This is a genomic window from Mesorhizobium sp. B2-4-15 (assembly GCF_006658505.1).
In the GTDB taxonomy this organism is placed as follows: domain Bacteria; phylum Pseudomonadota; class Alphaproteobacteria; order Rhizobiales; family Rhizobiaceae; genus Mesorhizobium.
In genome coordinates, this window is sequence record NZ_VFUZ01000014.1 from 1 (window position 1) to 12,577 (window position 12,577).

The window sequence follows — 12,577 nt, forward strand, 5'->3', positions numbered from 1 at the left end:
GATGGTGGCGTCGACCATGGCGTATTCCATGTCCGGCTGGTCCGAGCAAGCGTCAAAAAGCCTTATGAAAACATCGGCTTTGACCCAATCGCGGTATCGCTTGAAGACGGTATTCCAGTTTCCGAACAGGGCCGGCAGATCGCGCCACGGGCTTCCCGTCCGCACAATCCAAAGCACGGCTTCGATGAAGCGGCGATTATCGCTCCCGCTTCGTCCAGGGTCCGTCGGCTTACCCAGACAATGCGGTTCCATCTTCGCCCATTGGGCGTCCGTCAGCACGAATCGTTCCATCCGAAGCTTGAATCACGATCAAGCCCAAAGTGGAATCCCGAATCTCAACAAGCCTTAGCGTGCCGCGCACGAAAGGGGCAGCGCATGACCTTTGGCCACACGGTTCGGGTGATCACTATCCCGCTGCTTCTCGTTGCCGCGGGCTGTGTGCCGCAAGATGGCGCACCGAAGGCGGCATCGGCCGCGGTCCCGCCTGCTCTGGCTCAGCAGTCCGCCGCACCCGCGGTGCCCTTGGCGCCGGCAACCTCGGCACCCGCAACCAAGATCACCACCGACCTTACCGTGCCGCGATCAAGCACCGGCACGGCCACCTATAGATGCGGCAACGGCGACATGATCACCATCCAGAGTCTCGGCACGTCGCTTCGCGCGGTAGGGCGGGATGGCGTGGCCGAGGAGTTTGCAGCGTCACCCGCCAACCAGACCAGCCGCTACCAGGCGGCGACGCATGACGCAATCGTGATCGACGGACGCGAAGCGCTGGTCATGAAGAAGGGGTCGACACCACAGACCTGCAAGCGATAAGCCGGCGCGAATCGCAGCTATATACCGCAGTGCAGCGACGCTGCGCCGGCTTCGAATCGCGCGCTAATCGATTGAAGCGGAAGCGACCCAGTTAGTCAGACTAAATTACGTTTTCGAAACGGTTTTCTGGCTTTGACGCGGTGCAAAAAGAGCATTAGAAACCGGCTGTCCGAAGTCGCAACCGGAAGCGGCAACGCCGCATTTCCACCTGGGGCTCCAGAGACGCCGAACTGGGGGAGCCATGAGCAAATCACCCGCCACCCGCGCGAATATCAGACGTGAACGGCCGCTTTCGCCGCACCTGAGCGTGTACCGGCCGCCGATCACCATGACGATGTCGATCATCCATCGCATCACCGGCGGTGCGCTCTATTTCGGCACCCTGCTTGTCGCCGCCTGGCTGACGGCGGCGGCAAGTTCGCAGGGCGCCTTCGACTGGATCAACTGGGCGTTTGGCACCTGGCTCGGCCGGCTCATCCTGTTCGGCTACACCTGGGCATTGATGCATCACATGCTGGGCGGCGTGCGCCACCTGGTCTGGGACACCGGCGCCGGCCTTGAAAAGCATACGGCCTCCAGGATCGCCTGGGCGACGCTCGCCGGCTCGATCCTGCTCACGCTGCTGATCTGGATCGTCGGCTATATGGCGCGGGGGGCCTGATCATGAGCGGCAACAACACCGATATGCGCACGCCGCTGGCGAAAGTCCGCGGCCTGGGTTCCGCCCACGAAGGCACCGGGCATTTCTGGCGCCAGCGGCTGACGGCCATCGCCAATATCCCGCTGACCCTGTTCTTCGTCGGCTTCCTGATCGCGCTCAACGGCGCCGGTTACGCGGAGGTGCGCGCGGCACTCGCCAATCCGTTCGTAGCCTTGGTGCTGGCCCTGGTGCTGATCTCTCCGCTTTATCATATGCGGATCGGCATGCAGGTCATCATCGAGGACTATGTGCATGGCGAAGGCATGAAGCTGGCGCTGATCGCGCTCAATACATTTTTCACAGTAGCGGTTGGCGTCGCCTCGCTCTTCGCCCTGCTCAAACTGGCATTCGGAGGCTGAGTTGGCCAAGGACGCGAAATCAGCCAACACGGCGGGCTATACCTTTGTCGACCACAAGTTCGACCTGGTGGTCGTCGGCGCCGGAGGTGCCGGCCTGCGCGCCACGCTCGGCATGGCCGAGCAGGGCCTGCGCACGGCCTGCATCACCAAGGTGTTCCCGACCCGCTCGCACACTGTCGCAGCGCAAGGCGGCATTGCTGCATCGCTCTCCAATATGGGTCCCGATTCCTGGCAGTGGCACATGTACGACACCGTCAAGGGGTCGGACTGGCTGGGCGATGTCGACGCCATGGAATATCTCGTGCGCGAAGCACCGGCCGCAGTCTACGAACTCGAGCATTACGGCGTGCCGTTCTCGCGCACCGAAGAGGGCAAGATCTACCAGCGGCCGTTCGGCGGCCACATGATGAATTACGGCGAAGGGCCGCCGGTGCAGCGCACTTGCGCCGCCGCCGACCGCACCGGCCACGCGATCCTGCATACGCTCTACGGTCAGTCGCTGAAGCACAACGCGCAGTTCTTCATCGAGTATTTCGCCCTCGACCTGATCATGGAGCCGGACGGCACCTGCACTGGTGTCGTCGCCTGGAACCTCGATGACGGCACCATCCACCGCTTCTCGGCCAAGATGGTGGTGCTGGCGACCGGCGGCTATGGCCGCGCCTATTTCTCGGCAACCTCGGCGCACACCTGCACCGGCGACGGCGGCGGCATGGCGGCGCGCGCCGGCTTCCCGCTGCAGGACATGGAATTCGTGCAGTTCCACCCGACGGGAATCTACGGCGCCGGCTGCCTGATCACCGAAGGCGCGCGCGGCGAGGGCGGCTATCTCGTCAATTCCGAGGGCGAACGCTTCATGGAGCGCTACGCGCCCTCGGCCAAGGACCTGGCCTCGCGCGACGTCGTCTCGCGCTGCATGACGCTGGAAATCCGCGAAGGCCGTGGCGTCGGCAAGAAGAAGGACCACATCTTCCTGCATCTCGACCACCTCGATCCGGCGGTGCTGCATGAGCGGCTGCCCGGCATTTCGGAATCGGCCAAGATCTTCGCAGGCGTCGACCTGACCAAGGAGCCGATCCCGGTGCTGCCGACGGTGCACTACAATATGGGCGGCGTGCCGACCAATTACTGGGGCGAGGTGCTGAACCCGACGGCCTTCAATCCTGACCAGGTGTCGCCCGGCCTGATGGCGGTCGGCGAGGCCGGCTGCGCCTCCGTGCACGGCGCCAACCGGCTGGGCTCGAACTCGCTGATCGATCTGGTCGTGTTCGGCCGTGCCGCGGCGATCCGCGCCGGCCAGGTCATCGACCGCAAGTCGGCCATCCCTTCGCCCAACGAAGCCTCGGTCGAAAAGATCGTGGACCGCTTCGACAAACTGCGCCACGCCAATGGCTCGACGCCGACGGCGGTGCTGCGCGAGAAGATGCAGAAGGCGATGCAGGAAGACGCCGCCGTGTTCCGCACGCAGGAATCGCTGGAGAACGGCTGCAAGCGCATTTCGGAAATCTGGGGCGAGCTCAAGGACATCAAGGTCTTCGACCGCTCGATGATCTGGAACTCCGACCTTGTCGAGACGCTGGAACTGGAAAACCTGATGGCCAACGCCATCACCACGGTCTACAGCGCCGAGGCGCGCAAGGAGAGCCGTGGCGCCCATGCTCGTGAGGACTTTTCGGCGCGCGACGATGCCAACTGGCGCAAGCATACGCTGGCGCGCGTCGCCGAAGACGGCACGGTGACGCTCAGCTACCGCCCGGTGCATACCGAGCCGCTGCTGGCCGAAAAGGACGGCGGCATCAGCCTCGCCAAGATCGCGCCGAAGGCCAGGGTGTACTGATGGCGCTGGCGGCGACGGGATATTCGGGCACGCCTCTTCCGGCCAAGCTCGGCCTGAAGGACGGCATGATCGCCGCCTTCATTGCGCTGCCGCCTGAACTCGACGAGCTAGCCGAAGCCGTGGACTTCGCCGAAGTCGACCGGCTGGCCGACTGGTCCGGTATTTCCGGGACGACCCTGAAATACGACGCCGTCCATGCCTTCAGCCGCCAACGGGCAGAGATCGAAGATCGTCTTGGCGATATCGAGGCGGCGATCAAGCGCGACGGCATGGTCTGGGTCTCCTGGCCGAAGAAGGCATCGAAAGTGGCGACCGATGTCACCGAGGGGGTCGTCCGCGCCGAGGCGCTGAAGCTCGGCCTTGTCGACGTGAAAGTCGCCGCCGTGAATGAAATCTGGTCCGGGCTGAAGCTCGTCATCCGAAAGGACCTGAGGTAATGGTCGAACTGACGCTCCCCAAGAATTCGAAGATACAGCAGGGCAAGACCTGGCCGAAGCCGGAAGGCGCCACCAATCTCAGGGAATACCGCATCTACCGCTGGTCGCCGGACGATGACGAGAACCCGCGCATGGACACCTATTTCGTCGACATGGACGATTGCGGGCCGATGGTGCTCGACGCGCTGCTCTGGATCAAGAACAAGATCGATCCGACGCTGACCTTGCGCCGGTCCTGCCGCGAAGGCATTTGCGGCTCCTGCGCCATGAACATCGACGGCTCCAACACGCTCGCCTGCACCAAGGGCAGCGACGACATATCCGGCGCCGTCAAGGTCTATCCGCTGCCGCATATGCAGGTGGTGAAGGACCTGGTGCCGGACCTCACCAATTTCTATGCCCAGCACGCCTCGATCGAACCGTGGCTGAAAACGGTGTCGCCGCAGCCGGCCAAGGAATGGCTGCAGAGCCACGAGGATCGCGAGAAGCTCGACGGGCTCTACGAATGTATCCTGTGCGCCTGCTGCTCGACCTCATGCCCGAGTTACTGGTGGAACGGCGACCGCTATCTCGGCCCGGCGACCTTGCTGCAGGCCTATCGCTGGCTGATCGACAGCCGCGACGAGGCCAAGGGCGAACGGCTCGACAATCTGGAAGACCCGTTCCGCCTCTACCGCTGCCACACCATCATGAATTGCGCCCAGACCTGCCCGAAGGGCCTCAACCCGGCCAAGGCGATCGCCGAAATCAAGAAGATGATGGTGGAGAGACGGGTTTAGCAGGCCCCAAGGCGATCCCGTCACTGATCGAAGACTTGGTTGCCTGATCGACACGTCGGATACACTGATGTTCAATGTGGCGCATGCCGCCACTGGCCGAAGACCGCGTACGCCAGTATGACACTGATACAGCGGACGCCTGGGCCGAATGCTTGTGCGGCTGCGCCGCAGTTCCGCCTTGCTCCGCCTGCTTTTGTTGCTTAGGCCCGCAGACCGCGCATGAATTGCTGGCGCGCCGAACGCCATCATCATTGTTTCAAACATGTCGCTCGCCAGAACCGGGGACACTTTTTCGGCGGCACATATTAGCAGTAATGAAAGTAATTGACTGCTGAATGCGCGAAGCTGCGCAGCGTTGTCTTAGTATAGTTTTAAGTAATACTCGGTATCCAATTTCGAGCTCCTCGCTCGAGTGCAAAGTGATGCGCGGCTTCATCACAAGTCGTTACTGGATAGTTGGACCATTGATCTCCACGGCGACAGTGGGGTCGCTCACCTGGCTTGTGTCGCGGATCTATTTTCAGGAGAGCGGGCAGATCGCGGCTCTCGGCCTGGGGGTCTTGATAGCACTTCTCTTGCTGGATCGCTTCCAGGACAACAAGGCGGATCAGCAAGAAAGCAAGTGGTTCAGGCTCTATTTCTCGCTCTTCCCCTGCCTTTTATTCCTTGTCTATGTCTATCTCGAAAGTGCCTTCGGCTATTTTGACTGGGGTGCGATGCTGATGCATGCCGATGCCGGCATGCTGACCCCCGGTGTGGTGTATGAATATCTGCTGCATACCGGCGGCACGATACTGGTCATTGTGGTCGTCCTTTTCGGTCTTGGCGCACTCAAGGCACGCGGCACGCTGACCAGAGGATTGGATGTCGCCCTGATGGCGTTCTTCCTGGCGGCAAACCCGATGCTGACGCGTCCGATCTCGGCAGCGATCCATCCCAACCCGCTGCATGATTTCCTGTCCAAGCGGTTCGTCGACATCACCTCCTTGACAAAGCCGCTGGCTGAAACAGCGTCCGCGACCGCCGCGCCAAGGAACCTAATTCATATTTTCATCGAGAGCGCCGAGCGCACCTATATGAACGAGGCGGAGTTCGGCGACGTTATGGACCCACTGCTCGAATTCGACCGGCATGGCCTTTCGGCAACCAACATGGTGCAGCTTGCCTACACCAACAATTCCATCTCAGGGATGGTCGCTGCGAACTGTGGAACGCCGCTGCTGATAACATTTTTCACAACGCGCCAGTATCTGGAGGAGAATTCGCAATTCCTGCCGGGCCTGACCTGCCTGGGCGATGTCCTGAAAGCACGGGGCTATCAGCAGAACTTTGTTACCGGTTGGCCACTCAGCTTCACCGGGCAGGGAACATTTTATTCCACCCACGGCTACTCGTCGCTTTTCGGAGGGCCCGAAGTGGTGGCCGCCGTCAACGGGCGCGGCAACTCTTTCGGCGCCGACGACGCCGAAGTGTTGGATCTGAGCATCGACATTCTGCGGCGCGCGAAGCGGGACGGCAAACCGTTCTCGTTGACGATCGCCGTCAGTGGCGGGCATGCGATGGATGGCTACCTGACGGACAAATGCATCGGCAAGACGGGGCTTTCTCCGCAAACGCCCAATATTCTCCATGCCGTGAAATGCACGAATATGCTCATCGCGGATTTCATTCACAAAGCCGAAGCCGAAGGCCTGATGGCGAACACCATCCTGGCGTTGCAAAGCGACCACCTTTCCGCGCCGAGCAAGGTCACGGATCGCTTGAACAGATATGAACGACGCAACTTTTTCTCCTTGTCGGGGGAAGGTATCCCTTCCAAAACGCATACCGGACTTTCGGGCACGATCGACATATTTCCCACCATTTTGGACGCGCTGCATTTGCCGCCGCCCAACGGCAAGGCTGCCTTTGGCGTGTCGCTGCTCGGGAATCGGCCGACGCTGGCCCAGGAACTTGGACAGACCCAGTTCGACAACGTAATCTATGCCGAGGATGTGCTCGTCAGATCATTCTGGCAGGTGAAACCGGCGCGGACGGCCGCGGCGCTTGGGGCTGCTGCATATTAGTGCCGACACGCGCACCGCTTCGCACCCTGTCCCGCCAATCGCCAACGACTCAAAGCGGTTCAGCGTTCGATCGAATTGTTGCCCCGCTAACTCTTTGTTTTTGCGCAATTCCGGACGGAAACCGCTACACAGTTTTCCTGGAATTGCGCTACAACGGACGCCATCGACGAAGTTGCGGATCTCCGCTCGGAAAGATGTCCGGCGGGAGAGAGGAGCACCGTCCGTCAGAGTCTGAAAGGATGCCCAATGAGCGATGACCTTCCTATCCTTTCTCCCAGCGAAGCGCGCGTGCTCGGCTGCCTGATCGAGAAGAAGGAACTGACGCCGGATGTCTATCCGCTGACGTTGAACGCGGCATTGGCCGCCGCCAACCAGAAGACGGCGCGCGAGCCGGTGATGGTCTTGGAACAAAGCGAGGTGCATCGCGCGCTGAAGCTGCTCGAGCAGAAGGGGCTGGTGCGGCAGATGTTCGGCTCGCGCGTCGAGCGCTACGAGCATCAGATGGCGCAGCGCTTCTCGCTGACCACGCCGCAGACCGCCTTGCTCGGTCTGCTCTTGTTGCGCGGACCGCAGACGGCGCATGAGCTGCTGGCACGTTCGGAACGCATGGCGCGCTTTGCCTCGTTCGAGGAGCTGCGCGACGATCTCGACCTGATGATCGGACGGCGGCCGCCATTGGTGCAGTTGCTGGAGCGTGCGCCGGGCCAACGGGAGGAGAGGTATGTGCATTTGTTGAGCGGACCGGTGGAGGCGGCAGCGGTTGCGGCGCCTTGGCAGCCGGCGATATCGTCTTCGGAGTCCGATCTCGAAGCGCGCGTGCGGGCGCTGGAGGAAGAGGTCGCGACGCTGCGGGCCAAGATAGAGGCGCTGGGCAGCTAGTTCACCGGAGGTTGGCGCGAGGCGCCCCCCTCTGCCCTGCCGGGCATCTCCCCCACGAGGGGGGAGATCAGATGTACGCCGGCTTTCGCCAATGTACGCCGGCTTTCGCCAATCGCCGACGTTGAAAGAGAAGCGCTAGCGACCGAGCTGCTAATCTCCCCCCTCGTGGGGGAGATGCCCGGCAGGGCAGAGGGGGGCGCGAAGGAACGCGATCTCGGCAAATAGAACGCAAATCACTCCAGCCTGGCGTCGAGTGACACTTTTATGGCGCCGAGCGCCTTTGAGACCGGGCATTCGGCCTTGGCCTTCTCGGCCAATTCCTTGAACTTCGCCGCATCGATGCCGGGCACCTTGCCGACCAGCGTGATCGCGCTGCCGGTGATGCCGGTGCCCGGAACCAGCGTCACCACGGCCTTGGCATCGAGTTCGTCGGCGGGCGTGCCGTTCTCGGCCAGGAAATGCGAAAGCTGCATGGCGTAGCAACCGGCGTGGGCAGCCGCGATCAGCTCTTCCGGATTGGTGCCGGATTTGCCGCTTTCATCTTCGAAGCGCGCCTTGAACGAATAGGGCGTGCCCTTGAGCGTCCCGCTCTGGCTGTCGAGCGTGCCCTTGCCCTCTTTCAGATTGCCTCTCCAGACGGCGGTTGCGGTGCGGTCCATGGTGGTCTCCTTGGCCTCGTTTGCGCTGGCCCGGCGCCAGCGTTCCTTCCAACTATAGCGCGGACGCATGGGAAGGCCATCGCGCCATCGCAGCGGAAACCGCAGCATCGGCGCCCGTGGCGAAATTTTTTCTGAAAAATGCGGGTGCGAAAATGTCGGCTTCCATCCGGTCCGGCCGTCCTGCGGGCGGCCACGAAGCTTGTGGCCGGATGGAAGGTTCACATGGACAATCTGCTTTTCGCACTTTGGCACGAGCGGGGCCGCAGGCCCGGGCGACAAGACGGCTTCTGGCTGGACCCGCCGGCGTCCGGCTTCGGCCGGCTGCTTGCGGCCGTCGCCATCATTGGGGCCGCGGCCTGCCTTCTTGACCAAGCAACGGCGGTCGAGGGTAAGGCTGACACGCCCGCCACCGCATCCTATGGTTCATCGCAGCACGGGAGCCGGAAATGAAATATGTCTGTCTGGTCTATGGTGAGGAAAAGGACCTCCATGCGCTGACCCCGGAGCGTGGGGCCAAGCTGAACGCCGATTCGCTCGCCTATGACAGGTCCCTGGACCAGGAGGGCAAGCTGATCGTCGCGCAGGCACTGCAATCGGTGCAGACCGCCACAACCGTGCGCCGCCGCAAGGGCAAGAGGCTGGTCACTGACGGACCATTCGCTGAAACCAAGGAACAATTGCTCGGCTTCGTCATGGTCGAGGCCGACAATCTCGATGAAGCGCTGGACATCGCCGCCGGGATTCCGTTGGCGGAGATCGGTACGATCGAGGTGCGGGCGATCTACGATGTACCGGGATCATAGAAGATGCCGGATGCTGATGGGACAGCACCCCCTGTGTCCTGCCGTCCGCAGAGTTTGGGAAGGAACTCGGTGAACCGGTCTTGAGCCCTGACGCCACTGCCAGCGCGGGCACGAAATTTCTTCCCCTGACGCAACTCTTGCGTGTTGAAGCAACGCGACACTTCTCCTAATCGTCGCCAGGATTTTGGGGGATTTCGGCATGCCTTTCCTGATTGCTATCCTTGGCGTGCTGGGAGCGGCGGCATTCTGGTATTACCGGATGAAGGCCATGAACGACGCCGCGCATGCAAGGCAACATCCGGCGCAAGAAGCTGCGCAAGCAGGCGGCGCTGTCGCCGCTGACGGCGATCGACGATCCAGTAGTGGCCGCCGCGACGCTGATCACATCGATCGTCTCCGAGAACGGGCCTGTCCTGCCGCAGCGCGAGGCCGTCATCCGCGAAGTCATCTCCGGCATTGCCGACAAGAAGAAGACAGACGAAGCGGTGATATACGCCAAATGGGCGGCGTCACAGATCGACGACGCCACACTCGTCATCGACAAGCTGGCGCCGTTCCTGCGCGGTCGTCTCGACCCGAACGAACGGGAAGACCTGCTCAGGATGCTGAACCGCGTCGCCCAGGGCGGCGGGCAAAGCGTCAAGGTCGCCGACCAGCGAATGTTGAGGTTGCGGCAGAAGCTTGGGTTCGAGGTGAACTGAGGGCCCGCCTTTACCTATAAGCAAGGTCACGGAACGGATCCTCGGGTCTGCACGCCCGCTTCGCTCCCGCTCCGCCCGTGGATGACGACGTCGTGTAGGCCTCGGCCAATTGCCAGGCGATCAGATCGGCTCGCCTCGCAACAGCCTCGGCGTATTAACCGACAGTCCCGATGCCTGGCGGATGAAAAACTCCTTCAGGCGCGGCATGCGCTCGACCAGGCCGAGGCCGATGTCGCGGACAGTGCGCAGCGGGGTGATGTCGTTGGAAAACAGCCGGTTCAGCACATCTGTCGTGACGCCCATCTGCACCGTATCGAAACGGCGCCACTGCTGATAGCGCTCCAGAACGTCGAGCGCGCCGATGTCCTGGCCGAGCCGGTCCGCCTCGACGATCACTTCGGCAAGTGCCGCCACGTCCTTGAAGCCCAGGTTCAGGCCCTGGCCGGCGATCGGGTGGATGCCATGGGCGGCGTCGCCGGCGAGCGCGATGCGGGGCGCTACGAAGGCGCGCGCAAGCGTGAGGCCGAGCGGCCAGGCGCGCGGCTTGTCGGCAACGCGGATTTCTCCGAGCTTCAGACCAAAACGCCGTTCGAGCTCATGCTCGAAGACGAGATCGTCACCGGACACCAGCGCCTCGGCATCGGCGGTGCGCTCGACCCAGACGATCGACGAGCGGTTGGTGCCGTCCTCGTCAGGCTTGAGCGGCAGCGTGGCAAAAGGGCCGGCAGGCAGGAAATGCTCTTCGGCGCGGCCATGGTGCGGGCGCTCATGCGCCACGGTGCAGACGATGCCGGACTGGCCGTATTCCCACTTCACCGTCTTGATGCCGGCCATGTCGCGCAGCTTCGAATTGACACCGTCGACGGCAACAAGCAGCCGCGCCGCCAGCGTGGCGCCATCGGCGAGATGCACTGATATGCCGGTGCCGTTGGTTTCGAAGCCTTGCACCGCGACGCCTTCGATGATGTCGATGCCGAGCTTTTCGGCCCTGCGGCGCAAGGCGCCGTTCAAAACCTTGTTGGCCACCATATGCGCGAAGGGCTCGCCCGGCGCGACCTCGCCGCCGAAGGTCAGGAACACCGGGCGCACCGGATCGGAACTGCGCGAATCGGTGATGATCATCTCGGTGATCGCCTGCGCCTGAGGTGCGATCTCGGCCCACACGCCAAGCTGGTCGAGCATGCGGCAGGCAGCCGCGGCAATGGCCGAGGCGCGGCCATCCCTTTGCCAGGCGCCGGCGGGTGCGGCATCGACCAGCGCCACGGCAAGGCCCGGTCGCGCTTGTTTCAGCGAGACAGCGCTGGCCAGCCCGACATAGCCGGCGCCGGCGACGAGAACATCGAGCCGGGATCTGGTCTTGGCGTCCGCCTTGCGTTCCATTGTCTTGGCTCCTTGCGCGCGCCCGGGCCTGCGCCCTTGACGGCTCGTTCTTCCTGTCGGAAACCGCCATAGCAATTTTGAGGCGAGGTCACAAAACATGACGGCGGCCATGGACGAGCTTCTGCGCATTCTCGACCTCGAGAGGCTGGAACACAATCTGTATCGTGGTCGCAGCCCCCAGGTGGAGTGGCAGCGCGTCTTCGGCGGCCAGACGATCGCCCAGGCCCTGGTGGCGGCGCAGCGGACCGTGGAGCCCGATCGCTTCGTGCATTCACTGCACGGCTATTTCATGCGGCCGGGCGACATCAAGGTGCCGATCATCTACGAGGTCGACCGCATTCGCGACGGCGGCTCCTTCACCACGCGCCGCGTGCTTGCGATCCAGCACGGACAGGCGATCTTTTCGCTGGAAGCCTCGTTCCAGGTCGACGAGAAGGGACTGGAGCATCAATTCGCGCTGCCCGACGACGTGCCGTCCCCGGAAGGACTGAAGACGCAGCGCCAGCTGCTCGAAACGGCCGACCGGGTGCCGGAAGCCGTTCGACGGTTCTGGGCACGGGAGCGGCCGCTCGAGCTGCGGCCGGTCAACCTCGAACACTATGAGAGCCGCGACAAGCTGCCGCCCCGGCAGAATGTCTGGATCCGGCTAGCCGGACCGGTTCCCGACGACCGCGCGCTGCAATCGGTGCTGCTCGCCTATCTCTCGGACATGACGCTGCTCGATACCTCGACCTTCGCGCATGGGCGCGGGCTGTTCGATCCCGACATCCAGGCGGCGAGCCTCGACCATTCGATGTGGTTCCACCGGCCGCATTCGCTCGACGGGTGGCTGCTCTATGCGCAGGACAGCCCGTCGAGCTCGGGATCGCGCGGCTTCAGCCGCGGCATGCTCTATGCGCGCGACGGCACGCTGATTGCCTCGATGGCCCAGGAAGGTTTGATCCGGCTCAAGCGTTGATCAGAAGCCGGCGAAATAGGCATTTCCAAAAAATTGCATAAATTTTAAGCATGCGGCATGCCGCGTGCTCCGGCACCTGCTGGCTGCGGCCCATCCATTTCCTTTGTTTACAACAGGTTAACATGCTGCTTCGGCACTTGGCACGGAGCTTGAATCCTTGGGGGCGCTTCTCCGGCTCCTCGGGATCGGTGCAGTCGTGCAAA

Annotated in this window: 15 protein-coding genes; 12 read left to right on the plus strand and 3 right to left on the minus strand. The window is 62.7% G+C overall.

Features of this window, described 5'->3' with window-relative positions; all coding sequences use genetic code 11:
- Positions 1-279, minus strand: a 279-nt coding sequence (locus tag FJ930_RS17445) for a transposase (RefSeq protein WP_210245361.1), incomplete at its 3' end; no start/stop codon positions are given.
- 96 nt (positions 280-375) lie between these two features.
- Between FJ930_RS17445 and FJ930_RS17450 the strand changes: the two genes are divergently transcribed.
- The 8 genes from FJ930_RS17450 (at position 376) to FJ930_RS17485 (ending at position 7,873) form a co-directional block, all read left to right on the plus strand.
- Positions 376-816: a hypothetical protein gene (locus FJ930_RS17450; RefSeq protein ID WP_140740115.1), complete on the plus strand. Its 441-nt coding sequence runs from the start codon at positions 376-378 to the stop codon at positions 814-816.
- A 241-nt stretch (positions 817-1,057) separates the two neighbouring features.
- The gene (sdhC, locus tag FJ930_RS17455; protein WP_140740112.1) at positions 1,058-1,477 is read left to right on the plus strand and encodes a succinate dehydrogenase, cytochrome b556 subunit; all 420 of its coding nucleotides are present in this window, start codon (positions 1,058-1,060) and stop codon (positions 1,475-1,477) included.
- Positions 1,478-1,479: 2 nt separating this feature from the next.
- Positions 1,480-1,875 (plus strand): succinate dehydrogenase, hydrophobic membrane anchor protein, encoded by a 396-nt coding sequence (gene sdhD, locus FJ930_RS17460; RefSeq protein ID WP_141839385.1) that lies wholly within the window; start codon positions 1,480-1,482, stop codon positions 1,873-1,875.
- A 1-nt stretch (position 1,876) separates the two neighbouring features.
- The gene (sdhA, locus tag FJ930_RS17465; protein ID WP_141839386.1) at positions 1,877-3,712 is read left to right on the plus strand and encodes a succinate dehydrogenase flavoprotein subunit; all 1,836 of its coding nucleotides are present in this window, start codon (positions 1,877-1,879) and stop codon (positions 3,710-3,712) included.
- Complete coding sequence (locus FJ930_RS17470) at positions 3,712-4,149, plus strand: DUF3052 family protein (RefSeq protein WP_141839388.1); 438 nt, start codon at positions 3,712-3,714, stop codon at positions 4,147-4,149. The genes sdhA and FJ930_RS17470 overlap by 1 nt, the downstream gene beginning before the upstream one ends.
- Entirely contained in the window at positions 4,149-4,928 is a 780-nt protein-coding gene (locus FJ930_RS17475) for a succinate dehydrogenase iron-sulfur subunit (protein WP_140740099.1), read from the plus strand. Before FJ930_RS17470 ends, FJ930_RS17475 begins: the two co-directional genes overlap by 1 nt.
- A gap of 422 nt (positions 4,929-5,350) precedes the next feature.
- The gene (locus FJ930_RS17480) at positions 5,351-6,994 is read left to right on the plus strand and encodes an LTA synthase family protein (protein ID WP_141839390.1); all 1,644 of its coding nucleotides are present in this window, start codon (positions 5,351-5,353) and stop codon (positions 6,992-6,994) included.
- Positions 6,995-7,240: 246 nt separating this feature from the next.
- The gene (locus tag FJ930_RS17485; RefSeq protein ID WP_141839392.1) at positions 7,241-7,873 is read left to right on the plus strand and encodes a DUF480 domain-containing protein; all 633 of its coding nucleotides are present in this window, start codon (positions 7,241-7,243) and stop codon (positions 7,871-7,873) included.
- A gap of 233 nt (positions 7,874-8,106) precedes the next feature.
- Here FJ930_RS17485 and FJ930_RS17495 read toward each other — a convergent pair whose 3' ends face one another.
- Positions 8,107-8,532: an OsmC family protein gene (locus FJ930_RS17495; RefSeq protein WP_141839394.1), complete on the minus strand. Its 426-nt coding sequence runs from the start codon at positions 8,530-8,532 to the stop codon at positions 8,107-8,109.
- Positions 8,533-8,754: 222 nt separating this feature from the next.
- Here FJ930_RS17495 and FJ930_RS17500 point away from each other — a divergent pair, with 222 nt between their 5' ends.
- From FJ930_RS17500 to FJ930_RS17510, 3 genes are all read left to right on the plus strand, one after another.
- Positions 8,755-8,982, plus strand: a complete 228-nt coding sequence (locus tag FJ930_RS17500; RefSeq protein ID WP_141839396.1) for a hypothetical protein — start codon at positions 8,755-8,757, stop codon at positions 8,980-8,982.
- Positions 8,979-9,335, plus strand: a complete 357-nt coding sequence (locus FJ930_RS17505) for a YciI family protein (RefSeq protein WP_141839398.1) — start codon at positions 8,979-8,981, stop codon at positions 9,333-9,335. The genes FJ930_RS17500 and FJ930_RS17505 overlap by 4 nt, the downstream gene beginning before the upstream one ends.
- Before the next feature lie 284 nt (positions 9,336-9,619).
- The gene (locus FJ930_RS17510; RefSeq protein ID WP_246676945.1) at positions 9,620-10,036 is read left to right on the plus strand and encodes a hypothetical protein; all 417 of its coding nucleotides are present in this window, start codon (positions 9,620-9,622) and stop codon (positions 10,034-10,036) included.
- 120 nt (positions 10,037-10,156) lie between these two features.
- Here the strand turns inward: FJ930_RS17510 and FJ930_RS17515 are convergent, their stop codons facing one another.
- On the minus strand, positions 10,157-11,416 hold the full coding sequence (locus FJ930_RS17515) for a ubiquinone biosynthesis hydroxylase (protein ID WP_141839400.1): 1,260 nt from the start codon (positions 11,414-11,416) through the stop codon (positions 10,157-10,159).
- Between the two features lie 97 nt (positions 11,417-11,513).
- Here FJ930_RS17515 and tesB point away from each other — a divergent pair, with 97 nt between their 5' ends.
- The gene (gene tesB, locus FJ930_RS17520) at positions 11,514-12,374 is read left to right on the plus strand and encodes an acyl-CoA thioesterase II (RefSeq protein WP_141839402.1); all 861 of its coding nucleotides are present in this window, start codon (positions 11,514-11,516) and stop codon (positions 12,372-12,374) included.
- Positions 12,375-12,577: the final 203 nt, after the last annotated feature.

Excerpts from the sequence above, each read along its gene's own strand:
- FJ930_RS17510 (WP_246676945.1), top strand. The coding sequence starts at position 9,620 with ATGCAAGGCAACATCCGGCGCAAGAAGCTGCGCAAGCAGGCGGCGCTG.
- FJ930_RS17470 (WP_141839388.1), top strand. The coding sequence starts at position 3,712 with ATGGCGCTGGCGGCGACGGGATATTCGGGCACGCCTCTTCCGGCCAAG.
- FJ930_RS17480 (WP_141839390.1), top strand. The coding sequence starts at position 5,351 with ATGCGCGGCTTCATCACAAGTCGTTACTGGATAGTTGGACCATTGATC.
- FJ930_RS17485 (WP_141839392.1), top strand. The coding sequence starts at position 7,241 with ATGAGCGATGACCTTCCTATCCTTTCTCCCAGCGAAGCGCGCGTGCTC.
- FJ930_RS17505 (WP_141839398.1), top strand. The coding sequence starts at position 8,979 with ATGAAATATGTCTGTCTGGTCTATGGTGAGGAAAAGGACCTCCATGCG.
- tesB (WP_141839402.1), top strand. The coding sequence starts at position 11,514 with ATGACGGCGGCCATGGACGAGCTTCTGCGCATTCTCGACCTCGAGAGG.
- FJ930_RS17475 (WP_140740099.1), top strand. The coding sequence starts at position 4,149 with ATGGTCGAACTGACGCTCCCCAAGAATTCGAAGATACAGCAGGGCAAG.
- sdhD (WP_141839385.1), top strand. The coding sequence starts at position 1,480 with ATGAGCGGCAACAACACCGATATGCGCACGCCGCTGGCGAAAGTCCGC.
- FJ930_RS17495 (WP_141839394.1), bottom strand. The coding sequence starts at position 8,532 with ATGGACCGCACCGCAACCGCCGTCTGGAGAGGCAATCTGAAAGAGGGC.
- FJ930_RS17450 (WP_140740115.1), top strand. The coding sequence starts at position 376 with ATGACCTTTGGCCACACGGTTCGGGTGATCACTATCCCGCTGCTTCTC.
- sdhC (WP_140740112.1), top strand. The coding sequence starts at position 1,058 with ATGAGCAAATCACCCGCCACCCGCGCGAATATCAGACGTGAACGGCCG.
- FJ930_RS17515 (WP_141839400.1), bottom strand. The coding sequence starts at position 11,416 with ATGGAACGCAAGGCGGACGCCAAGACCAGATCCCGGCTCGATGTTCTC.
- FJ930_RS17500 (WP_141839396.1), top strand. The coding sequence starts at position 8,755 with ATGGACAATCTGCTTTTCGCACTTTGGCACGAGCGGGGCCGCAGGCCC.